Origin of the sequence: Stieleria neptunia (assembly GCF_007754155.1) — a bacterium.
Lineage (GTDB): Bacteria > Planctomycetota > Planctomycetia > Pirellulales > Pirellulaceae > Stieleria > Stieleria neptunia.
Genome location: NZ_CP037423.1, coordinates 1393974 through 1418615 on the forward strand (window position 1 = coordinate 1393974; position 24642 = coordinate 1418615).

Annotated in this window: 14 protein-coding genes; 10 read left to right on the forward strand and 4 right to left on the reverse strand. The window is 59.4% G+C overall.

The genetic code is table 11. From position 1 onward, the window contains the following. Positions 1 to 102 precede the first annotated feature (102 nt). The 5 genes from Enr13x_RS04915 to Enr13x_RS04935 all read left to right on the forward strand — a co-directional run bounded on the left by Enr13x_RS04915 (position 103) and on the right by Enr13x_RS04935 (position 6671). On the forward strand, positions 103 to 1242 hold the full coding sequence (locus Enr13x_RS04915; protein WP_145384980.1) for an endonuclease/exonuclease/phosphatase family protein: 1140 nt from the start codon (positions 103 to 105) through the stop codon (positions 1240 to 1242). An 88-nt stretch (positions 1243 to 1330) separates the two neighbouring features. After that, positions 1331 to 2503, forward strand: coding sequence for a glycosyltransferase (locus tag Enr13x_RS04920; protein WP_145384981.1), 1173 nt, complete (start codon positions 1331 to 1333; stop codon positions 2501 to 2503). 302 nt (positions 2504 to 2805) lie between these two features. Beyond that, positions 2806 to 3789: a DUF1186 domain-containing protein gene (locus tag Enr13x_RS37720; RefSeq protein WP_197455792.1), complete on the forward strand. Its 984-nt coding sequence runs from the start codon at positions 2806 to 2808 to the stop codon at positions 3787 to 3789. Positions 3790 to 3863: 74 nt separating this feature from the next. Then, positions 3864 to 5891 (forward strand): outer membrane protein assembly factor BamB family protein, encoded by a 2028-nt coding sequence (locus Enr13x_RS04930; RefSeq protein ID WP_145384982.1) that lies wholly within the window; start codon positions 3864 to 3866, stop codon positions 5889 to 5891. Positions 5892 to 5936: 45 nt separating this feature from the next. Next, positions 5937 to 6671 (forward strand): putative signal transducing protein, encoded by a 735-nt coding sequence (locus tag Enr13x_RS04935; RefSeq protein WP_145384983.1) that lies wholly within the window; start codon positions 5937 to 5939, stop codon positions 6669 to 6671. A gap of 259 nt (positions 6672 to 6930) precedes the next feature. Here the strand turns inward: Enr13x_RS04935 and Enr13x_RS04940 are convergent, their stop codons facing one another. Together Enr13x_RS04940 and Enr13x_RS04945 are read right to left on the reverse strand one after the other, a co-directional pair. Beyond that, positions 6931 to 8322, reverse strand: a complete 1392-nt coding sequence (locus Enr13x_RS04940) for a DUF1501 domain-containing protein (RefSeq protein WP_145384984.1) — start codon at positions 8320 to 8322, stop codon at positions 6931 to 6933. Between the two features lie 10 nt (positions 8323 to 8332). Then, positions 8333 to 11161 carry a PSD1 and planctomycete cytochrome C domain-containing protein gene (locus tag Enr13x_RS04945; protein ID WP_197455793.1) on the reverse strand — a complete coding sequence of 943 codons (2829 nt, stop codon included), beginning with the start codon at positions 11159 to 11161 and terminating at the stop codon, positions 8333 to 8335. A gap of 409 nt (positions 11162 to 11570) precedes the next feature. Here Enr13x_RS04945 and Enr13x_RS04950 point away from each other — a divergent pair, with 409 nt between their 5' ends. Beyond that, positions 11571 to 12692 carry an aminotransferase class V-fold PLP-dependent enzyme gene (locus Enr13x_RS04950; protein WP_145384985.1) on the forward strand — a complete coding sequence of 374 codons (1122 nt, stop codon included), beginning with the start codon at positions 11571 to 11573 and terminating at the stop codon, positions 12690 to 12692. Positions 12693 to 12695: 3 nt separating this feature from the next. Here Enr13x_RS04950 and Enr13x_RS04955 read toward each other — a convergent pair whose 3' ends face one another. After that, entirely contained in the window at positions 12696 to 13679 is a 984-nt protein-coding gene (locus Enr13x_RS04955) for an amidohydrolase family protein (RefSeq protein ID WP_197455794.1), read from the reverse strand. 24 nt (positions 13680 to 13703) lie between these two features. Here Enr13x_RS04955 and Enr13x_RS04960 point away from each other — a divergent pair, with 24 nt between their 5' ends. Next, positions 13704 to 14876, forward strand: a complete 1173-nt coding sequence (locus tag Enr13x_RS04960) for a M20 family metallopeptidase (RefSeq protein ID WP_145384986.1) — start codon at positions 13704 to 13706, stop codon at positions 14874 to 14876. 381 nt (positions 14877 to 15257) lie between these two features. Next, positions 15258 to 18173 carry a tetratricopeptide repeat protein gene (locus Enr13x_RS04965; RefSeq protein ID WP_145384987.1) on the forward strand — a complete coding sequence of 972 codons (2916 nt, stop codon included), beginning with the start codon at positions 15258 to 15260 and terminating at the stop codon, positions 18171 to 18173. A gap of 309 nt (positions 18174 to 18482) precedes the next feature. On the opposite strand, the gene Enr13x_RS04970 is transcribed toward Enr13x_RS04965, so the two are convergent. Further along, the gene (locus Enr13x_RS04970; RefSeq protein WP_145384988.1) at positions 18483 to 20651 is read right to left on the reverse strand and encodes an acetylxylan esterase; all 2169 of its coding nucleotides are present in this window, start codon (positions 20649 to 20651) and stop codon (positions 18483 to 18485) included. 235 nt (positions 20652 to 20886) lie between these two features. On the opposite strand from Enr13x_RS04970, the gene Enr13x_RS04975 reads away from it, so the two are divergent. Beyond that, positions 20887 to 23211 carry a PSD1 and planctomycete cytochrome C domain-containing protein gene (locus tag Enr13x_RS04975; protein WP_197455795.1) on the forward strand — a complete coding sequence of 775 codons (2325 nt, stop codon included), beginning with the start codon at positions 20887 to 20889 and terminating at the stop codon, positions 23209 to 23211. A 34-nt stretch (positions 23212 to 23245) separates the two neighbouring features. After that, positions 23246 to 24640 carry a DUF1501 domain-containing protein gene (locus Enr13x_RS04980; protein WP_145384990.1) on the forward strand — a complete coding sequence of 465 codons (1395 nt, stop codon included), beginning with the start codon at positions 23246 to 23248 and terminating at the stop codon, positions 24638 to 24640. The last annotated feature ends 2 nt before the right edge of the window (positions 24641 to 24642 follow it).

The following is a 24642-nucleotide window of genomic DNA, read 5'->3' on the forward strand; positions in this document are numbered from 1 at the left end:
CTGGCTTAGCATGGGTCTGCGTCCAGGGTAGGCTACGGTTTGGACAACGTCGGCGGTGTGACGATTGGAACGCAACACGACCCAATGTATCGAAAGACGGCCATGATTCGAATGACCCTCGCCCTCGCCCTCGCTCTCGTCGGTGTCTCCTTTCTGGCGGCGACGGCGACCGCTCAAACGTCGCCCACGGAGTCTCCGGCAGTGAACACCCTTCGCATCGCGACCTTCAACGTCTCGCTGTACGGCAAACGCCAAGGACAAATCCGAGAGCGTCTCTCTCGTCGCGATGACCTGCAAGCCGAACGGGTCGCAAGCATCGTTCAAACCATACGACCGGATGTCCTGCTGATCAACGAACTCGATCACGAACCCGATGCGGCGCCGGCCAGGTTGCTTGCGGAAAACTATTTCGCCGTTGCGCAAAACACTGCCGACGGCAAACTCTCTCCCGTCGTTTTTCCGTACGTCTACAGTGCTCCCAGCAACACCGGAATCGATTCGACGTTGGATTTGAACAACGATGGACAATTGGGTTCCGGCAACGATGCTTGGGGTTTTGGAAACTACCCCGGTCAGTATGCCATGACCGTCTACAGCCGATTTCCGATCGACACCGCGTCGATTCGCTCGTTTCAAAAGCTGCGTTGGAAAGATCTGCCCGGTGCGATTCGACCGGTGGATCCCAACACCGGGCAGTCCTATTACGATGACGCCACGTGGTCCAAGCTGCGGTTGAGCAGCAAGAATCACATCGATGTGCCGATTCTAGTCGGTGATACCGTGATCCACGTGCTCGCCAGCCATCCGACGCCTCCGGTCTTCGACGGGCCCGAAGACCGCAACGGCGCCCGCAATCATGACGAAATTGAATTTTGGAATCACTACCTGTCCGACGATGATACCGCCGACACCTGGCTGATCGACGATGACGGCCGCGCCGGCCCGCTCGATGCCGACGCAAGTTTCGTCGTGATGGGCGATCTGAACGCCGACCCGATCGACGGCAGCGGCCGCCGTGAAGCGATTATCCGGCTGTTGAATCACCCCCGCACCCGAGACGTCCAGCAGAACAAGACCGCCGATTTCGGACGCAACGGTTTGATGCGAGTCGACTTTGTCCTGCCCAGCAAGGATTTGCATGTCATCGACAGCGGGGTGTTCTGGCCGACCGGCGACGCCCCGCAAAGCACGTGGATCAAAGCCAGCGATCACAGGCTGGTCTGGATCGACGTGAAACGATAAACAGTGGGGTAAGCTTCCAGCTTGCCAGCTCGCCTGAATCGCAAGCTGGAAGCTTACGCCACGTGTTATAATCAAAGATTGAAACAGCATGCCGAACCAGCGCACACGAGTCTTGTTGATGGTCAGCTCGATGCGCGGCGGCGGCAGTGAACGTCAGGTGCTGTTGCTCGCACAAGCACTCGATCGGTCGCGATTCGAACCGCATCTCTACCTGACCGAAGCGTCCGGCGAATTTTTGGATCAAGTCCCATCTGACGTCCCGATCCACTGTTTTGATTCCTGTCAGGATCCAGGTGGCCTCTATTTTCCCGGGCGACAGCTTCGTCGTCAGACCGAGTTTCTGCGCAAGGTGATTTGCGACAACCAGATCGACGTCGTCTACGACCGCACGTTCCACATGACGCTGATCGCCGGCAAAGCGGCGGCGGGAAGACGCCGGGTCTCGACCATCGTCAGCCCGCCGCACCTGGCGCTGCCGCTGGTCGAAAAACGCTTCGTCGCACTCAAACGCCGCCGATTGGCCGCGGCCTACCGCAACTCCGACGTCGTTGTCGCCGTCAGCCGGCAAGCCGCCGAGTCGGCCGAAACGTATTACGGATTGGCAAAGGGCAGTGTCGTCGTCGTCCAGAATCCCGTCGATGTTGCGGCCCTTCGCAAATCCGCCGGCACGCCTCCGCCGCGCTCCAGAGACCAAACCGTGCTGGTTTGTGTCGGACGCATGACCGAAGAGAAAGGGCATGCGGATTTGATCGATGCGCTGGCCATGGTGAAATCACAGTGGCCCGACAACCGTCCCCCGTGGACGGTGCGGCTGATCGGTGACGGACCACTTCGCAGCGAACTGGAATCGCGCGCCGAATCACTCGGTTTGTCCGATCCGATTCAATTCATCGGCAGCCTCGCCAGTGCGGCCGCGGAGATCAACGCGGCCGACGCATTGGTGTTGCCGTCCCGATTCGAAGGCATGCCGAACGTGGTGTTGGAAGCGATGGCGCTCGGCACGCCGGTGATCGCCACACGCGCCGGGGGAACGATCGAACTGCAGGGCGACGCCCCCACGGCTTTCTGGGCCGAACCCGGCGATCCGCCGTCACTCGCCCAAGCGATCCTGCAATTCGCAGCCAACCCTCAGCAAGCCGAACTGCAACGTGTCGCAGCAGAGCAACTGGTCGACTCCGACCACCACCGAGAAACGATCACCAAACGGATCGAAGACCTGCTAGACGCCCCCCGCACCAAAAAGGGGAAGGGGGTGTTTTAACGCATGCGGTCCCAAAATGCGTCGCCGAGATGACAGAAAAATGTGGGGCAGGAAAATGAGACGACGCGTTCGGAGCGAATAGCACGGCCAATGGTTTTGCGATTGTCGCGCGTTGGCGATATCATCACCGATGCCGATGCCGATGCCGATGCCGATGCCGATGCCGATGCCGATGCCGTTGCGAGTCTGGCGTAACGGTCTAAACAATTCTACCCAACCCATTCGACGGAAGCTCTACGACGTCCAGGTCGGTGAACGACAACCAACCCAATCAAGACTCTGAATCAAGATTGAAAAGACTTTTGAACGCTACAACACCCAGCCTGGAAAGCAAGACGGATGCCGAACTGCTTGACGAACTGAAGAGAACTCCCACAGACGGTCTTCCCCGCATTCTGCTGCATGAACTCCAATCTCGCGGCGAATCCGTGGTTCCCGGATTGATCGAAATCCTTCGAGCTGAAACCGAATACGCGTCGAAGGGGAACACCATCGAAACGGATGGTGCATTCTTCGCATTTATTTTGCTCAGTGCCATCGGTGACCCGCGCGCCCTACCGGCAGTCATCGAAGCGATTTCGTTGCCGCACGAAGCCCTCAATTCGTTGCTCGGGGACCTGATCCATGGCGATTTGCAACGGCTCATCGTCAAATTGATCGGCACGGATTACGATCAAATCGGACAGCTGATCGAAAACCAAGACGTGTACGAGTACGTGAGATGGTCGTTGGCTTGCACCTATTTCCTGCTGTTCCGGCGAGGACGACTGAGTCGCGAAGACGGCGCCGAGAGGCTGGAGCGACATTTGAATCGGCTGATGGAGTTCCCCTGCTACGAGTTAAACGCCGGTCTCTGTATGGAACTGGCCAATTTCGGCGTCCCTGACTCCATGGAGACCATTCGGCGCGCCTATGCGTCGGGGAATGTCGCTGAGGGGATCGTGTCGCAAAAAAAACTTGAGGAAACGATCAACGGTTTTGACGAAAGCTCTATTCGCGAGGCGGATGAGATGCCACCTTTAGAGTTTGATGTCGTGGAGGAACTGAGTAGGTGGGCCTGTTTCGCACCGATAGACATACCGAAAAGGCCAACTCCACAACCGTCGGTCACGAAGCCTCAAGCCGTCCCGGTTTCTACGACCACGAACGAGGCGCCGCACCCGACACCGCAACCGCCTGTCGGGACCATTCGAAATACCGACAAAACGCCCGGACGCAACGATCCTTGTTCGTGCGGCAGCGGAAAGAAATACAAGAATTGTTGTCGGCTGACGTCGAGACGCTAATGTGCCCCCCATCTCCGCAATAGTCCGACGCCGATCTGCCAGGGCGAGTTTGCTTTGTGAAACAACTGCGAAACATGCATTCCCGATCGATCGGATCGGCTTCGATCATCCTCATCGTTGCATGTGTCTTGGTATGGTTCACATCTTCCAACACGCACTCTCCGGTTGATTCGAACGCGTTTCTTCCCCAAGGGGCCGAAGACCTCGGTTGGCCGACAATTCGGGGACCCCATCTGACTGGGCACAGCGACGAAATTCATCTGGCCGACGCGTGGCCGAACCACGGGCCGCCGGTGCTGTGGCGCCGCAATCTTGGCCAGGGCTACTCATCATTCGTGGCGTTCGACGGTCGCGTGTTCACACAATACCAAACACTCGCGGGTCAATTTGTCCTCTGTTTGGATGCCACCACCGGTTCGACGCTTTGGCAACATCGATATGATGATCCCTACGAACTCGGTGGGATGTATCCCGGACCACGAAGTACGCCGACGATTGACGAGAAACACATTTACTTTACCAGTCCCGACTTGACGGTCGGTTGTCTGAATTGGGAAGGCGAGGAACTCTGGTCGGTCGATCTGTCGCAACGCTTTGAGTCGCGCGGCACTGGATTCGGATACGCGTGCAGCCCCATCATTGCCAGCGAGAGAATCCTGCTTCCGGTTGGAGGCAGGAACTCCGCCATGATCGCATTGAACAAGCGGACCGGAGAGCTGATTTGGAAATCGGGTGATGATCCGGCCAGCTATTCGTCGGCGCTGCCTGTTACGGTTCTCGAAAAACAGCTCGTCATCGGACTTTTGCAAAATAGTCTTTGTGGATTTGATCTGCATGCGGGATCGCAATTGTTTCGTGTCGCGCTGTCACGCGGCTACGACGAACATTCTGCCTGGCCGATCACGCGGGACGATCTTGTCTGGATCTCATCACCCTTTCAAGGCGGCAGCCAGTTGTATCGGATCAGACCCGATCAGTCGCCAGCGATCGAATTGATCGGCGAATATGAATCGATGTCCAATGACGTCGCATCCAGTGTTTTGGTTGGCGAGTATGTCTATGGTTTTGATTTGAAAGAATCCCAGTCGAATGCCCGACATCCTTCGCGTGGAAGTTTTCGCTGCGTGAATTTCTATACCGGCGAAATCGCTTGGTCCAATGGGAACACGAAGCCGCGCCGCAGCGTGGAATTCGAGACGATGAAACAGTCGCAAACAATCGGCCATGCGTCGGTGATTGTTGCCGATGAAAAGCTAATCCTGCTCAATGACACCGGCGATCTCGTTCTCGCCAAAGCGTCGCCGGAGCAATACATTGAACTGGCCAGAGCACGTGTCCTTGCTGGTAAAACCGCGTGGGCGACACCCGCGTTGCATCGTGGGCTGCTTTTCGTTCGCAACCATTCAACTGCAGTCTGTGTGTACCTGGGCCGCCGCGATCGGGACAACGCAACTGCTTTGCAGCGGTCTTTCCGTTTGAGGTCGAAACCGGAAATGGGCTCTGCAAGAAATTGGATCGGGATTCGGTCAGAGGACACACTTCGAATGCCGACCGCCGGGTCGATGTTTTACGGTTGGATCGCAACGACGGCATCGACTGCTTGCGCTGCGATCTTGACTGCGGTGGCTTGTTTAATCGGTCCGCGAACCCTGCGTTCGCAACGCTATGCCGTTTTCTTGTCGCTTAGCCTGATTACCTGCATGACGGCTGGTCCGCTGCTGTCTCATGCCCTCAATGAATTCATCTTCACATGGCCCGGATGTCTTTTTCTGGTGTTCCAGCATGCGATGATCGTGGCCCAGTTGCGGCGAAACGCCCCGCATGGTTCGCCTTGGCATGGCCGGGCCACCGCCGCCGGATTCATCGCGATGTGTTACGTTTACTTTGTGATCTGTCGTGATCACAACCTTGTTTCGGCTTGGATCTTTCTCTGTGCATTCCCGGCCGCTATCCCGGGGGCACTTGCGACACGATGGATTCACAACCGGCAGGGCATGGGGAATTTCGCTACCGAAACCACCGCATTCTTGGTCTCATTGACCGTCTATTCTGTCGGCGCCGCGGCGATACTTTGGTGGCGGTATGGATTACCCTTGAACTAGGTCGCGTCTGATCCAACGGAACTGATCGCGATATTGAAGCAAGGAATGAGCAAGCCCCTTTTTCGGAGCGGATCGGTGCGAACGTTGCAGATCTTTAGCAATGCCGTAGAGGCGGAGATTCTTCGCGCGCGGCTGGATGCCGCCGGGATTTTCGCGGTCGTCAATGGCGGCGAGGTCGCGACGATGCTCAGCCATATCGGATCCGCGGTCGTCCGGGTGCGGGTGGAGGTGGCGCCGGAGGACTTCGAGCGGGCGAAGGAAATATTGGAAACGGATGAGATCGAGCGCAGCGAGCGAACGGCATGGCAGTGCAGCCGTTGTGACGAACGCAACGAACCCTTGTTCGATCTCTGCTGGAGTTGCGGAAAGCCTCGGGACGAATCGGACCTGTCGCGTCCGTTGCTCGAGCTAGAACAACCGGTCATCCGAGAGTCCGGCCCGGTGGTCGTCACCGATCAGCCGCCGCGAAAACCGGCCAGTTCCAATCCCTACGCGCCGGTCCTGATCCCCAACGAGGATCGCGGTCCACGATCCGATTCAGCGCAGGCTGAGCAAAATTCCCGTGACGGCGAACTGGTTGCACGCGTTTTTCGCGGCGCCGTCATCGGAATCTTCATCCTGCCACCGTTGTTGACCTTTTATGTGCTGTTCTTGTTGGTCTTTGAGGTCCCCAGGACCGCCTATCGAGACCCCAGACTCTATTGGCGTTTGCTGGCCTCATGGTGCTTGTGCCTGATCGCGATCGGCTTCGCGGCGGTGGTCTGGTCGCGACTTTTATGAGCCGCGTTGAATGGAAAAGGGATTCAGCATCCGTTGGTGTTTGGCCATGAGGGACCGTCCCGCTTTAGACAGACGCGGAACGCGACAAAGAGGAACGATCTCGTCGATTGAGTGTGATGCGGTCAGCGGACCGTTGTACGACGTCCTTTCTAGGTCGTCGGGGCGAGCCCTCCGGACGACGGCCCGGAAGGGCCATCGTACTCGAAAAACCGGTCGTCCTAAGTGCCACTCGCTCCGGCCGCTTTCCGGCGGGTGAGGTTCAGGCAAAGATGTCCTTCGCCACCACGCCTTCGACATCGGTCAAGCGAAAATCTCGCCCGGCGTAGCGATAGGTCAGCCGTTCGTGGTCGAGCCCCATCAAGTGCAAAATGGTTGCGTGCAGATCGTGGACGTGCATCTTGTTTTCTACGGCGTAATAACCGTAGTCGTCGGTCGCGCCGTAGGCGTACCCTCCCTTCACTCCGCCGCCGGCCATCCACATCGTGAACCCGTGCGGATTGTGGTCGCGGCCGTTGCTGCCTTGAGCCGTCGGCGTGCGTCCGAATTCGCCTCCCCATAAAACGAGCGTGTCTTCGAGCAGTCCTCTCGCTTTCAGGTCTTGTAGGAAACCTGCGATCGGCCGATCGACTTCGGCTGCGTTCTTGGTGTGACCTTGGTACAACCCCGAGTGCTGATCCCACTGCACGACACTGTCGCTGTGGGTCACTTGAACAAACCGGACACCCTGTTCGAGAAACCGCCGCGCCATCAAACACTGTCGGCCGAAATCTTCGGTGACCGGATCATCGATCCCGTACAGACGCTGGGTCGCCGCGGACTCCGACGCCAAGTCCTGGATCTCGGGCATCGCAGTTTGCATGCGATAGGCCAATTCGAACGAATTCAATCGTCCCTCGAGTGCCTGATCGCGACCGGCCATTTCAAGATGTTCCCGATTCATCGACGCGATCAAGTCCAGTTGTCGACGCTGTAGATCGGGATCGATGCGATCGTTTCGGATGTGTTTGACCTTGGCCGCCGTCGCCGGCAAACTGGCGTTGCCGATCGGCGTGCCCTGGCAATGGGCCGGCAGGAACGCGGTGCCCCAGTTGTTGACTCCACCGTGGGCCAACGTCGGACAGATCGTGACAAACGCCGGCAAGTTTTCATTTTCCGTCCCCAGTCCGTAAACCAACCAGGACCCCATGCTGGGTCGGACGAATTGATCGCTGCCGGTGTGCAGTTTCAACAGCGCCCCGCCGTGCGCGGGATTGGTTCCATGCACCGATCGCAACACACATAGGTCGTCGACATGGCGGGCGACGTTGGGGAACAACTCGCTGACCGGCAATCCGCTTTCGCCGTATTGCTTGAACTTCCACGGCGACTTCAGCAGGTTGCCCTGCTTGGCGAAGGTGACGTCCGGCAGGTCAAACGGAGGAGCCTTGCCATGATCCCGATCCAATTGGGGCTTGGGGTCAAAGGTGTCGACGTGCGACGGACCGCCTTTCATGAACAGAAATACGATCCGCTTGGCGCGAGCCGGAAAATGCGGCCCCTCGGGAGCCAAGGGGTTCCCCGCGGCCGAGGCTTGCTGGCCCAGCATCGCGGAGAACGCCAAGTGACCGAATCCGATCGCGGAGTTTCGAAGGAGCTGCCGTCGGGATTGCATCAGAAAGAACCTAACGTAGATAAATGAATTCGTTGCTGGCGATCAGACTTTGACAGAACAGCGACCAAGCTTGCTCGTGCCCCCGATCGGTCGTTGCATCTTCAGCGTCGGTCCATTGCGAGAGAAACCGGATCACGCGTTCGGTCTCGCGCTGTGACGGCTCGCGTCCGACCGCTCGTCGATACGCGTCGGCGACACGGTCGGTGTCGTCTTTCGACTGCGCCAGAACGGACCGCGCCAGCGCGTCGGCCGACTCCATCACCAAAGCGTCGTTCATCAACAGCAAGTTCTGCGGCGCGATCACCGTCGCGTTGCGCGACCCGGTGGGCATCGTCGGATCCGGATAATCGAACTGCGTGAAGAACGCGTACAAGTTGTTTCGGATCACCGGAAGATACAACGCACGTCGAACGCTGTCGTATTTGGTGTGGTCTTCGGAGGTGTGGTTGAAGACGAATTGTCGATTCCGCAGCGGCAGTGTTTTTCCGCCGATCGCACCATTCAAACGCCCGGAGACCGCCAGGATCGAATCGCGGATCTGCTCGGCTTCCAATCGCCGCAAGTTGGCTTTCCAAAGCAGCCGATTTTCTGGATCAATGGTTGCGTAACGCTCCTCTTCCGGATGCGAAGAGGCGAGCCGATAGACGTTGGAGCGGAGGATCAGACGGTGCAGGTCTTTGATCGACCAACCGCCGGCCATGAATCGCCGGGCCAGCCAGTCGAGCAAGTCGGGATGGGAGGGGCGATCACCGAGCCGTCCAAAATTTTCGGTCGTCCGCACCAGCGCCTCACCAAAGTGCCATCCCCAAACGCGATTGACGATCACTCGCGCCGTCAAGGGATGCCTGGTGTCGGCCATCCAGCGGGCAAGTTCCAATCGGCCGCTTTGCCCGCTGGGAAAGACGGGGCGGACCGTGGAGTGCCGCATCACTTCGGGAAACTCTCGCGATACCGGGTCGCCCAGATTCTTGTAACTGCCACGGATATGAATCGGCAGTTCGGCAACCACCGTTCCTTCGCTGACGCCCATGGCTGCCGTTTCGTCGGCGGCGACACTTTCAAACGCTCGCGCCTCGTCCATCAACCGGTAGTACTGCGCAAGCGTCTGCTCGTCGAATGCGAACGCTTCTTTGGAGGGCACGGCCAGCAACCCCGAAGCATCCAACAAGGCCGATCGGGCGGCCTGCAACGTCGGATCGTCCAGCGTTTTTATTTTCGGATCCTGCTTCTTCGCCTCGGCAAACGCTTGTTCCGCACGGCCAAACAAATCGCCATAGTGCTCGCGAATCGCATCGACCTTTCCCTCAGCGGCCAGTTGATGCCATTTGACCAACAGCGGGTCATCGCGATGGAAATCCAAATGCATGCGGCAGTGATGCAGGATCCTGGGATGCAGCCCCTGCGGCCTGGCAATTTCCGCGACGGTGGTCAACGGCGTGGCAACATCAAACTCTGCCGCGGCGGCCAGGTAGTCGGCAACCTTGTCGCGTGCCTCCGCGCGGATCTTGGCGATCGCGGCGTTCTTGAAACTCGTCGCCGCCTTCTTCTTCTCGGCGATCTGTGCATCGATCTCCTTCAGCCTTGCGGCCTCCTCGTCTGACGCAAACGAGTGCTCGTACCAGTGTTTGATTGCCCCGGTGTTCGTCTCGCCGAGCGTCTTGGTGCTTTTAAAGATCGCGGCCAAGGCGTAGTAATCGGATTGCTTGATCGGATCAAATTTGTGGTCGTGACATCGGACACAGCCGAAGGTCATCCCCAGGAACGCTTTGCCGAGTGTGTCGAGCTGTTCATCGATGATGTCCATTTCCAGCTTTTGTCGATCCGGTTCGGCCAACACCTTCGCCCCCAACGACAAGAAACCGGTCGCCGTTTTGGTTTCACGATTCGCCCCGGGCAACAAGTCACCGGCCACTTGCTCGATCAAGAAACGGTCAAAGGGTTTGTCGTTGTTGAAGGCATCGACGACGTAATCACGATAACGCCACGCTTGGCCGAACCCCAAGTTTTCGTCCAATCCGTTGGAATCGGCGTACCGCGCGACGTCCAACCAATGCCTTCCCCAGCGGACTCCATAATGCGGTGAATTGAGAAGCCTTTCGACGACCTTGTCATACGCCGTCGGCGATTCGTCGGCGACGAAGGCATCGATCTCTTCCGGGGTCGGCGGCAACCCGATCAGGTCTTGCGTGATGCGGCGAATCAATGTGATCTTGTCGGCCGCCGGCGCCGGCGACAGGCCGTTGTCGCGAAGTCGCGCCAACACAAACGCGTCGATCGGGTTTTCGGTCCACTGCGTGTCGGCAAGCTCCGGAATCGCCGGGGCGCGGACCGGCTGGAACGCCCAAAACGCTCGGCCCTCTTCGATGCTCATCCCCGACGGTCCGCGATCGGCGGCCGGGGTGGACGGCGCCGAGGCTCTCGGGTCGGGGGCACCGTCGGCGACCCATTTCCTCAACGCCTTGACGGCAGTTTCCGACAACCGATTCCGGGGCGGCATTTGCAGATCGTGGTTCTTGTATTCGACCGCTTCGATCAGCAGACTCGCATCGGGGTCGCCGGCGACGATCGCGGCACCCGAGTCGCCTCCCTGAAGCAATCCCGCGCGGGTATCGAGCCGAAGCCCACCCTTGACGCTGCCTTCGGCGGAATGGCAGTCATAACAGTGCTCGACCAACACCGGCCGAACCTGTTTTTCGAAAAACGCGATCGCTTGCGGTGACGCATCTTGGCCGAGCCCGATCGACCCGGCGACGACGAACACGACCGCGGTGAGACGGCCGGTCAAGCGTTTCGACGCGTCCAGCAGAGAACTGGGCAAGTGCATGGGGAGGGTGTGCATGGCAGGTGTTCGAAGGCGGGAGGGAATCCTATTGTAGCCATTTGTCACCCGGCCGTCATCGAATACAGTTCCCGACGCCAAGGGCGGGTGTCAGCACTCCGCGCGTTGGTGTCTAGCCTGTAGGCGATCGCTTTTGCGAGTACGATGGCCCTTCCGGGCCGTCGTCCGTGGGGCTCTGCGCGACGACCTAGAAAGGACGTCGTACACCCCTCCGCCGACCACCTCTCACCCATTCGGTCAGATCATTCAGATTTGTCGCGTTTCGCGCTAGCCCTAAGCTGGACGGTCTCTGTAGACGACCGCTTTTGCGAGTACGATGGCCCTTCCGGGCCGTCGTCCGTCGGGCTCGCCCCGACGACCTCGAAAGGACGTCGTCCAATGCCCCCCTCCTTCGACAGTGGCTTCCCCCATGCTGACCGAGTCCTCGCGACAACATGATTTCCCCGGCCTGACCGGCAAAGACTATTTCAACACGGCCGCCGAGGGCATTCCTCCGACCGCGGTGCTGGACGCACTGCACACCTATGGACAAGACAAACTGCTGGGAATGGACGGGCGCGACAAACACGCGAAAGTCTGGAGCAGTGCCAAGGATCAAATCGCCTCGGCCTACGGATTGTCTGCCGGCGAAGTCAGCCTTTGCTCCTGTTCGTCCGAAGCGTACAACCTGGCCGCGATGGCGTTGCAGTTGCGCGAAGGCGACGAGGTCGTGATCAACGATCTGGATTTTCCCGCCGGGGCGACGCCGTGGTTGCACGCCAGCTGTCCCGCGACCGTGAAAGTCTGGCGGGCACGCGACTGGTCACTCCGCATCGAAGATCTGATTCCGCTGCTCAGCCCTCGAACTCGGTTGGTCACCACATCGCTGGTCAGTTTTTTCAATGGGCACAAAATCAATCTGCGCGAACTGACCAGCGTCGTCCGACGGCATTGCCCCGCGCTGATCTCCGTCGACGTCACCCAAGCGCTCGGCCGAATTCCGCTGGATCTGAACGATGTCGATTTGGTCGTCAGTTCCACACACAAATGGATTCTGGCGACACACGGTGGCGGCTTGGTCGGGATTCCTGCGGCGAGTGCCGAGCGGCTGACGGCACCGGCAGGCGGTTGGTTTCATTTGGAAAACGCGTTTGATGCCGATCGCTTTGAACGGGCCGTTCCCAAGCACGGCGCCGCCAGTTTTTCTGTCGGGATGCCCAATTATCCTGCCGTCTACGCGATCGATGCCGGATTGAAATACATCCAATCGGTGGGCGTCGAACAAATCGATGCGCATTGCCGCCCGCTGGTTCGACAGTGCATGGACGAACTGAAACGATTGCCGGTGCAGTGCATCACCCCCGACGAACCGGACCACCTGGCCGGTATCATGGCGTTCATGCACCCCGATGCAGACCGGATTTATCACGCGCTGCACCAGCAGAGCATTCACGTGATGTGCCACGCCGGACGACTGCGAATCGCGATCCATGGCTACAACGATCAAGCGTCCATCGAACGGTTGATCGACGTGTTGAAGCACGCCGTTTAACGACTACGCAAAGAACACCTTCTCGGCCGTCTTTCGCAACATCCAACTGCGATCGCGTTCGGTCAGAAAGTCCAACTTGAATCGAATCAGATCCAGGGAATCATGATACGTGTGTCCGGCTTGTACTTGGTACGGACAATCGGTCGCCCACATCAACCGATCGCTTCCGTAGGCGTGGGCCAGCCGGTGAATCATCGCGCCGAGATCCGTGTAGGGCGCCGCTTTTTTTCCCAGTGCGTAGAATGCGGATGTTTTGACGTGGGTGTGTCGATGTTCTGCCAAACGACACAGGGCATCTAAATCCCGGGCGTGAACCGATCCATCGATTCCGATCCGGGCGAAGTGGTCGATCACAACCGCCGTCTCGGGATACCGCTGGCACATCTTGTCGACCGATGGCAAATACTCGGGATTGATCAACGGACAGATCGCCATCGATTCATCCGCTGCACAGGCCCACATCTTTTTCATCCCTTCGCCGGACAGCCAAGTATCCGGATCGCTTTTCCCCGACACGATGCGGAATCCACGCACCCCTTTGGCCTTCAGCGATTTCATCGTTTCGACCGGATGATCATTCGGGTCGATCACCGCCACGCCCGAAAACCGGCCGGGATGGTTTGCGATCGCATCCAACATGTACGAATTATCGAATCCGTAAAAGCTCATTTGAATCAAGACGATCCGGCTGACGCCCAGCGGCTCGGCAAGTTGCAACAGTTGCTTGGGGGTGAAACTGGGGGGCTGCATCGCCGAAACGTCATAGCGATGGTCCAGCGGATAGGTTTTCGTGTCCGGCGTCCACACGTGCACGTGCGCATCGATGTACCCTTTATCATCGGACGATTCTGCCGCAACGCGATGGTACGGCAAAGCCACCGTGCCGGCGGCTGCGGCGACGCCGGCGATCCATTCGCGTCGCCCCATCGATTGACGCAGTGTCGCACGGTCGCGTTGCCGAGTGTTGGCTAAATCGAATTGACTCATGATGTTTCCTGCGAGGCTCACTGGATGGACGACGATACACCGCTAGCGATCTTGAACCAGCTGATTCGGATTCCGAGCCAAAACCCGATGGGGCATGACCAGCGGGGACCGGAATGGTGCGAACAGGGCATGAGCGACTGGCTTTGCCGGTTTTTCGCAAGCCACAACATACCCCATCGCTACGACCAAATCGAATCGGGGCGTGGAAATGTGATCGCCAAATTGGACGGCGATCCCGATCGTCCCACGATCTTGCTGGACGCCCATCAAGACACCGTTCCGGTTGCCGGCATGACCATCGATCCGTACCGGGGCGTCGAGCGCGACGGTCGAATCTACGGTCGCGGCGCCTGCGACGTGAAAGGCCCGATGGCCGCGATTCTATCGACCGTGGCGCGTCTCCATCGCGAAGAAGCTCGATCCCACGCCAGCCTGGTCCTTTCGATGACCTGCGATGAGGAACTCGGACAGAAGGGCGCGATCGATTTGGCCCGGCGGTTTGGCACCGGTGACAGCTTCCTCACGCCCACACCGGACTTGGCGATCGTCGCCGAACCGACGGAGTTGAATGTCGTGGTCGCACACAAGGGTGTCTTGAGATGGAGGATCCGGACGACGGGCGTCGCGGCCCATAGCAGTCGTCCCCGGCTCGGTCAAAACGCGATCTACTCGATGGCACGCACCGTCCGTGGATTGGAACAGCTCGCCGACGAACTCCAAACCTCCGGCCCCGGCCATCCACTGTGCGGTCGCCCCACGCTAAGCGTGGGGACGATCCGGGGCGGCGAAAGCGTCAACATTGTTCCGCAGACCTGCGTCATCGAAATCGACCGCCGCGTCGTCCCCGGCGAGTCATTCGAATCGATCTTGGATCAAACCCGGCAGGCACTGGAACGCCAATCCGGAATCGCGTTGGAGATGTTGCCGCCGGACACGGTCTGCGATCCGCTACGGGACGGAGGAAATGAAGCCCTGGCCGAGTCGTTGGTCAGCCTGACCCGACAGGTCGCCGGCGTTTCCGAAGCGATCGGCGTCGCGTTCACGACCCAGGCCCCCAAGTTCGCCGCGGCGGGCTTGCCGACCGTCGTCTTCGGCCCCGGTTCGATCGACCAGGCGCACACCAAAGACGAGTGGATCGATATCGAACAACTCAATCAGGGTGCGGAGATCTTGTTTCGATTTGCCAAGCAACCGTGACGCATTGGCACGACGGGGCGACTTGCGCCCAGGATCGGGACGTCGTTTCTTCCGCTGCAAGATTGAGCAACCCATCTAGATTCTCTCCCTCTGGGAGAGACGGCGTTTGCGCAGCAAGCAAACGCCAGAGAGGGCCGGCGCCGCGAAAGTCCTAACGACTTCTGCTACGATCAACTCCGCCGCTTATACAATCAACGTCCCCGCCTGGCGATCGTCAGCCCTGGGTGGCGGGAGCCACCGAGGCATCGCGTTCCAAGGCGGAGCCCTGGAACGAGAACGTGGAACGAGAAACGTTGGCCGGAGCGCAGCCGTGCTAGAATGCACGGACCGGCGGCCTAGAATACAGGCTGTCGCCTTTTCGAGTTCGTGGAGCCTCGCATCATGTTTACCGTTTCCTGCCATTGCGGCCAGCGAGTCCAGGTGCGGCCGTCCAAGGCAGGGGCGACGATCGAGTGTGAATCCTGTGGCGGATGCTTCAGCGTCCCATCGTTGGGCGAGATGAAACGCTGTCAGCAGCGCGACGAACCGATTCTGGGGCAATCGATCGGCCCGGTGGAAACCGCGACCGATAACCAACTGTCCGAGATTCCGAGTTCTTTTTATGTCCATTTCTGTGGCGAAATCGGATCGACCGGACGCGTCTCGACAACAGCCATCGAAAACTATTCCGGCGTGGTCGTGGATGCGATCGACACGGTCCTGTCTGAAACGCAGACCGGCGACGGGTTTGAGCTGATGGTGTCGCTGGCGGTTCTGCCCGGCGCGACGCGGTTGATGCAGATCGAAACCGAGCCCACGGACAGCGATGAAAACGACGGCGAGGCGCGGCAGAATGTCGTGAATCGGATGACCCAGCGGATTGAGTCCGTCGCCGTCCCGGACGTCCAAGACGGGCCGGTCGCCTTCTTGGTCTACCGCCGCATCAATTCGAACCCCTGCACCAAAATCGGCATCAAGCCCTTCAGCCTGTATCAGAACGAAATCGAAAAACGCGGCATCGATGAAGCGTTGATGCGCGCCGCCAAGTTGGTCGACCCTTCCTCAGAAAAGTCTCCCCAAGCACCCAAATGGTGGAACGCGTGGTGCGACCGCCTGCGGCAACTCGTTTCCAAACCATCCGAGCAAGAAGAGCCGCCGCCGACGGCAGAGGAAAAGTTTCAGGAAGTCGGCGCCTGGATCGAATACACCGAAGAACTTTATGCCAGCACCTCCGACGCGGAACTGAAACGGTTGCTACGAAAAAGTCCCTTCGAGCTGGCGCTGCATGTCGCGGTTGCCGCACGCCATGCAAGGAACGAGGAATTCGAGAATGCGATCGAAGCCTATTCGGGCGCGATCGGACTGGCCCCCGAGTGCGCCCCATTGCTGGGACGCCGCGGTTGGTACCACTTGGTTGCCGGCAACCATCAAGCCGCCTTGAGCGACCTGAACCGGGCGATCGAACTGGCGCCCTTCGCTCCCTGGTTTTATTTCCATCGTTCAAAAATTTTCTCGGGGCTGGAGGCGTGGGACCCGTCGCTTTCCGATTTGGACACGGCCATCCGCTGGGCGCCACGCGAGCCGGCCTTCCGTTTTCGTCGTGCCGAAATCCTGCTGTACCAAGACCATGGGACGCGGGCGATCGATGAACTCAACCAGATTCTGCAGCTCGATCCACACAACGGCGCCAGCCACGCGATGCTGGGATGGTTGTACCAGCAAGAAGAGCAGCGTGACGAGCCGCGGGCGCTCACGCATCTTGAACGCGCGATTGAATTGATGCCCGGTGCCATCGCGCCTCGGCTCCACCGCAGCATGCTCTACACCTCGCAGAATAAGTTCGCGCTCGCCCTGGACGACTGCGACAAGGCGATCGAAATCGAACCCGCCGAAGGCCAGGCGCATGCACTCCGCGGGCGAATCCTGCAAATGCAAAGCGAGTTCAATGAGGCCATCGAGGCTTGCAATCGCGCGATCGAACTGGGCGTCGACACGCCGGCCGTGTTCTTGACGCGCGGTTTTTCCTATGCGGCAACCGACCGACGCGACCTGGCCCTGGCCGATTGTCACGCGGTGTTGGAGTTGGACCCGGAGAACCCGATCGCGCTGCACTTGCTCGGATCACTCAGTCTGCAACAAGGCGAACTCGAAACGGCGATGGAAGCCTTGACCGAAGCGAGCCGGCTGGCGCCCCAATGGACCGAACCCCGCGAACAGATCGCGTTGTTGCACCGCATGAATGAAAATCCCCAGGCGGCCATCGAAGAACAGTCCGCGTTGATCGAGCAAGAACCCGAACAACCGGCCCACTATGTCAATCGAGCGTTCGCGCACACTCAAGCGGGCAACCACGATGATGCCCTCCGTGACTACCAGCGGGCCTGTGAACTCGATCCGGAAAACGAACATATCTTTTTCCTCCGCGGCTGCTTCTTCATGGATCGCCAGGAAGACGAATTGGCGCTGGAAGATTTCAACCGAACCCTGGACCTGTCCGGCGTCTATGACGACGCTCGATTGCGACGGGCCGCGGTGCTGATGCGGTTAAAACGCCACGACAAGGCCCTCGAAGACTATGAGAAATTGATCGAAAAGTTTCCCGACGATCCCTACGCCTACTCCGGCCGCGCCTACGCCCATCAGATGCAAGGCGACGAATCAGCGGCCGAAGCCGACATCGATCGTCTCGCCGAAATCGCCCCCGAAACCGCCCAGGAAGCGGCGATCCAGTCGCTGCACGCCAAAGTCAATCGGCTGGAAAGCGAAGAACGCTATGACGAAGCGATCGGTGTCGCGGAAGAAATCATCGAGATGGCCCCCGAACACACCGCCGGTTACCGCCTGCGCGGTTGGATTCGCTGGTACACCGAACAACACGTCGAAGCCTGTGAGGACTACACGCGTCTGCTGGAAATGACCTCCGAACAGCCCGATGCGGATTTACTCAGCTCACGCGGACAGGTGTACGCAGAAATGGGCGAGTGGAACCTTGCGATGGAAGACCTGGACGCCGCGATCGAACGGAGTCGTACGGAAGGATTGCACCAAGTGCTCGCCTTCGCACTCAACGGCCGCGCCTTCGCCCTGGCGGGATTGGATCGCATGGAAGAATCCGACCGTGACTACCAGGAATCCGTCAGCTTGTGCCCGACCAATGCCTGGGCCTACTACAACCGCGGCATCGTCTTGTACCAACGCGGCGATCACGATCAAGCCAAGCGATTGCTCCATCAGGCACTCCAGCACGACGGTCCACCACTGACCCAACGCAAACGACAACGTGCCAACGCCGTGCTCGGCAGACTAAACGGCGGCTGATCGGTGGCGATACCTCGAAGGACTTAAAGCCAATAGCCGGAGGCCAGCACAGCAACACCCCGCAGGGGTCAAAGCCAGTAGCCGGAGGTCAGCACAGCAACACCTCCGGACATCGGGCCCCCGCTTGGCACGACGCCGAAGGGCGTCGAAGCCAATCGTGTCAAAACCCTCGATCCCCGCGTGAACGAGTAAGGAACTTCGGAGCAACAAATGGCGGGAATTGATTGTGGGATAGGCTTCCAGCCTGTCGTTTTCGCCATGACAGGCTGGAAGCCTATCCCACCTATTGTTCCGACGATCCTAACACGATCAACGCACGGCCCATTCCCCGATCGCCGACAATAACGCTTCACCGGTTTGATGCCAACGAACGCTCGTCGGCGTCCCGCTCGCCCGTTCCACGTGCCCCACAATCGGCAGTTCGGGCGAAACGACGTCCAACCGCCCGGGAACACACAGTGATAACAGTCCGCCGACGTCCAGGTATTTGACCGCACCGGGGACGAACATCGGATCGTCTTGCCGCTGCAGCGACGCAAATCGAAACCCATTCAAATCGATGAAAGTTCGCCCGACCGCGTCGCCGGCTTGGCTGCGTGCGGCAGCAACGATCGCACCGGCTTGGCCACCGATCCCGACCAGATGAATGTCTTGATCGCCCATCGATGAAGCGTGTTGGATGACGGACAACACGTCATGAACGCGCTGAACGAACAGCGGATGATTGTAACCGTAGGTGTACCCGGCGAAACGATGCCAAGCCGATTCGCCGCCCCGCTGGTACCACATCCGTTGAGCGTCGAGCGAATCACCGCCGGAGACAAATTCACCTTGCCCGATCAAATCGGCCGACACGACGCGGTATCCCGCGCGGGCGATCTTCGCCACCATCGGGTGGACGTGATCGCCATCAAACAGGCCTTGTTTTCCTTCATCGGTGATCCACACGACCGTCCCCTTCGCGCCGGAATCTCGGACTTCCACGAACGGCAACTGTTCGCCGGCGTGATCGATAAGCCCCACCGTGATCGACAATCCTTCTTGTTCGATCACCTTCGCTTGGTCAAACGAAGTCGATTGCACCTGATTCAATCGACGTCCCAGAATCGTTTCCCAAGCACCACCGACGACGCGTCGAAATTCGGCAAGCTGGTCCTTCGTTTCAGGGATCAACGCGTCCATCTGCCGCCGAGACTCTTCCGCGGCGAGTTGTAAAATCCGGACTTCGTGGGGATCGCCGATCGCGTCACCGCGGGGCGCCGGATGCTCGTCCGTCCACACCGTTGCTTCGGATCGGGAAAGCGGCACGTAGTCTTGTTCCAAAATCGGCTCCTTGAATCCGAGCTTCAAGTGACGATTGAAAAACGCATACATCACCGCGCGATTGACGTGGTTGTAGTTGTGTTTGAAATGCAGATTGAATGCCGCCGTCAATCGATCTTTGTGTCCAAGATCGGCGTACAACTGACGCAAGTCTGGATAGCCCTTGGTTTCCAATTCGACCGTCCAATCGTCCGCGGCGGTCAGTCCCAACGGTCGCGGCGCGATCGCCGCGGCGATGTCGACGTTGCCCTGATCGATCCGCATGTAGGGCGCATTCTCGCACGTGCATCCGCCTTGCATCGACGTCGACACCATCACGCACGGCATGGCCGCGGCGATGCGATCGTCGATCGCGCCCAAGATCATCGATTGCGTTCCACCGCCGCTGGCACCGGTCACGCCGATGCGGCTCGCGTCGGTCTCGTCCAGCTCCAACAGAAAATCGACGGCGCGAATCGAGTTCCAGGTTTGCAGGCCCATCATGTTTTGCAACCGCAGTTCCGCTTGCGCGCTGAAAAACCCCCGGTCGGTCGCGCGATCCAGATGCGCCGCCTTGTCGGGGCGATGTCCGATCTGGATCGAGTCCGCGTTTCCCGTCATGTCGTAGACGAAAACCAGGCACCCCATCCGTGCGAGTTGCACCGCCCGAGCCTGAATCGGAAACCGTCCGCCGACTTCAAAGCGTTCGGCACCGCTGGCCAAGTCGGCACGAATCGGAGCCTCACCGGCGTCGTAAAACCGACCGTCTTTCCAATGCCCGTGGGGAGACAGGATTGCAGGAAACGGACCAGACCTGCCTTTCGGTCGATACAGGCTGCCGGTTACAAAATGTCCCGGAATCGATTCGAAGTACACGCGATCGACCACATAGTCGTCACGCTCGACTCGGCCGTGGATCACCGCGTTCAAGTCGGGTTTGCTGGGCATCGGCCACAACCCTTGCGACAACAAAATCCGTTGTCGAATCTCCTCTCGGCGCTGCGGCCAGGCCTGCGGGGCCTCCACCGGCTTGAACGGAAAGTAGCTGTTTAGATTTCGCAGTTCGGCCAATCGGCGGTCGGCCGGTCGCGTTGCACCGGGTAGCGCCCGGGGTGGAGCAGCCGAGACATGGATTGAGCATGCAATCCACAACAAACAGATCAAAGAAGAACGCATGGCGATGGCTGGGAAGCGTGGGAGTCAAACGGAGAATTGCCTCACCAGCATACCTGAACCCGAGTGGCCCAAGCTTCCAGCCTAAGAAAGTGGCGTAAGCTTCCAGCTTGCGATCCCCGAGGCGTCAGCCTCGAGCTTGTGCTGTCCCCAATCGCAAGCTGGAAGCTTACGCCACTGCTTTTGTTCGAGTACAATGGCATCGCCCGCCTTCCTCCCACCTCCCGCGACGCCCGCCATGTCTCGCCTAGCGATGCGGCTGATGGTTCTGCTTGGACTGCTTGTCGTTCCAACATCATCAGACGCCGACGACTACGAAACGTTTGAACGCAAGGTCCGTCCGCTGTTGGTCGAGCACTGCTATAAGTGCCATTCGGCCGAGGCCAAGACGCTCCATGGCGGCTTGCGACTGGACACCGCCGAAGGCGTTCGGCAGGGCGGTGATAGCGGCGCCGTCGTCGTTGCCGGAAAGCCCGACGAGAGCCTGTTGATCGAAACGCTGCGCTACGGCGGCGACATCCAAATGCCGCCCGACGGAAAACTCTCCCCGTCGGATTTGGCCACGCTGACGAACTGGGTTCAACAGGGCGCATCCTTTCCACCTTCCGAGCAAACCGAGCACGCCCATCACGGGGCAATCGATTTTGACGAAGGCCGGCGGTTTTGGTCGTTTCAACCGGTCCAGCCTCAACCGCTGCCCGACGTCGACGGATCCGATTGGCCGCAAACGCTTCTGGATTCGTTTGTCCTGGCCGCAATGCAGCGTCACGACCTGACGCCAACGTCCGCGGCCAACCGTGCGACACTTGTTCGACGGCTTTGTTTCGACGTCACCGGGCTACCGCCGACGCCCGCCATGGTCCGTGACTTCGTCGATGACGCATCACCCGACGCGTACCGACGACTGGTCGACCGCCTGTTGGACTCGCCCAAATACGGCGAAAAATGGGGCCGCTGGTGGCTGGACATGGCGCGCTACACCGATCGTACCGCGAGCTGGCTGTACCAGACCGGGCAATCGCACTTCTATCGTGATTGGGTCGTCGACGCGTTCAATCAAGACATGTCCTACGATGAATTCGTGCGCCGACAGTTGGCCACCGATCTGATGCCCGAGACCGGTCCACGCGACTTGCCCGCCCTCGGTTTCATCAGCCTTAGCCCGACCTATTGGAAAGAATTGAAACTGCCCTGCGAGATCATCAAGGTGATCGTCGCCGATGAATGGGAAGAACGCGTCGACGCGGTTTCGCGAACCTTTTTGGGTCTGACCGTCGCCTGTGCCCGCTGTCACGACCACAAATTCGATCCGATCAGCACCGAGGATTACTATGCGTTGGCCGGCATCTTTGCCAGTTGCCGCCAAGTCGAACGGCCGCTTGTTCCCGAGGAAGAATACGAGCCGGTGCGTCTGGCGCGCGAACAAGTTGCCGAGCTGGAAGCCGAGATCGCAAAACGAAAACGCGAAAAACCGGCTCCGGCCGAAACGATCGCCAATCTGACCGCGAAAATCAAATCGATCAAAGCATCGACGCCACGGTATGACATGCCGATGGCCAACGCCTTGACCGAAGAATCGATGTTTGTCGTTCGCGCCGGGAAGACGCCACAAGATGGAACCAAGCTGGAGTATCGCGCCCAACCACGCGATCTGCCGGCGTTCATCCGGGGCAATCCGAATCGTCCGGGACAAGTCGTTCCACGCCGTTTTTTGACCGTTCTTTCGGGACAATCCGAACCCTATCGCAACGGCAGCGGTCGGTTGGAACTGGCCGAGTCGATCCTGACTGACGCGGCGCCGCTGACCGCGCGTGTGATCGTTAATCGCATTTGGCTGGCACACTTCGGACAAGGGCTGGTCGACACGCCGAGCAACTTCGGCACCCAGGGCAGCCGGCCATCGCATCCGGAATTGCTGGACGATCTGGCCGCGCGTTTCATCGCTTCGGGTTGGTCGATGAAACAACTGCATCGCCAGATCCTGCTCTCGGCCACCTGGCAACAATCGTCGTCGGCCGGCCAGGATTCGTTTCAACGCGATCCGGAAAACCGTTGGCTTTCGCGGATGAATCCACGTCGGTTGACCTATGAAGAGTGGCGGGATTCGATGCTGTCGGCCAGCGGCGAGTTGAATCTGGCGATCGGCGGCCCATCGATCGACCTGGACGCAAACTCGAATCGACGACGCACACTTTACGCGACCGTTCATCGACGCGACATGTCGCCGACGCTGATGGTTCACGATTTCCCCGACCCGACACAGCACAGCCCCCAACGGACGCCCACGATCACGGCGCTGCAAGGACTGTATGCCCTGAACGGGCCGCTGTTGCTAAAACAATCGCAATCGCTAATCACACGACTGCAACGCGATGCCCCCAACGATCCGGCCGCCCAAATCCACCAGCTCTATTGGCTGCTGTTCTCTCGACCACCCGACGACCGAGAGTTGCGGATCGGTTTGCAGTTCCTGAAACCGACGGATGCAACTTCACCCGCCACGCGTTTGCAACCCTACGCCCACGCGCTGCTGGTTTCCAATCAAGCCCTGTTTGTCGAGTGAGCCCAACGGCGTGACCAGACGAAGAGACCGACCGATGCGAAACGAACCGACGCCAACGATCGACCGACGCCACCTGCTGGGACAACTCGGCGGCGGGATGGGAATGCTGGGTGCCGCCCACCTGTTGGCATCCGAATCGACCGGCAACACAGGTCTGCATTTCCCGGCCAAAGCGAAACGGGTGATTCACCTGTTCATGAACGGCGGGCCCTATCAAGGCGACTTGTTCGATCCCAAACCCGTGCTCAAGAAATACGCCGGAACTCGGCCAGCCGGCGCGGACCTTCTGACCGAGCGTCCTACCGGCGGCTTGCTGCCATCGCCGTTTCAATTTCACCGCCGTGGTGAAAGCGGCGTTCCGGTCAGCGAGTTGCTGCCCAAACTCAGCCGGCACATCGACGAGATCTGCGTGTTGCGATCGCTGCATGCCAACAATCCGAATCACGGGCCGGCGCTGCTGCAAATGAACAACGGCACGATCACACCCACGCGTCCCAGCATGGGAGCCTGGTTCCTGTATGGCTTGGGCAGCGAGAACGCGAACCTTCCCGGCTATGTCGTGTTGTGTCCGGGACGTCCCGTTCGATTCTCCATCTTGTGGAACAGCGCGTTTCTGCCTTCGGAATACCAGGGAACGTACATCAATCACTCCACCATCGATCCGGAGAAAATGCTGCCCCATCTGCGGAACGGTCGCTGGGACCGTCAGACCCAACGCGAGCAACTCGATCTGTTGCAGCAGCTCAGTGCCGAACAGACCGCTGCGCAGTCCGCCGTGCAGTCGTCGACACAGCGCGACCGCTCGATGTTGGATGCCCGCATGGAATCGATGGAGACGGCGTTTCGCATGCAGTTCGAAGGCAGCGAGGCGTTCGATTTGAATCGTGAAACCAAGCAAACCCGGGCGGCGTACGGCGACGGACATTTTGCCAACGGTTGTCTGTTGGCGCGGCGTTTGGCCGAACGCGGCGTGCGATTCGTCCAAGTCTACTATGGCAACGGCCAACCCTGGGACACGCACAGCGGGCACGACGGCACGGTGCCCAAGTTGTGCAAAAACATCGACCAGCCGATCGCGGCGTTGATCGCAGACCTCAAGTCACGCGGCATGTTGGAAGACACGTTGATCGTGTGGGGCGGAGAATTCGGGCGGACGCCGACGTCGGAAAACGGCAACGGCCGCGACCACAACCATCATGGATTTTCGATGTGGATGGCCGGCGGCGGCGTCAAGGGAGGGATGACGTACGGCGAGACCGATGACTTCGGGTTTCGTGCAATGGTCGACAAGATGCACGTGCACGACCTGCACGCCACGATTTTGCATCTGTTGGGACTCGATCACGAGCGGTTGACCTACCGTCACGCCGGCCGCGATTTCCGCCTGACCGACGTTCACGGTCGCGTCGTTCACGACATCATCGCCTGATA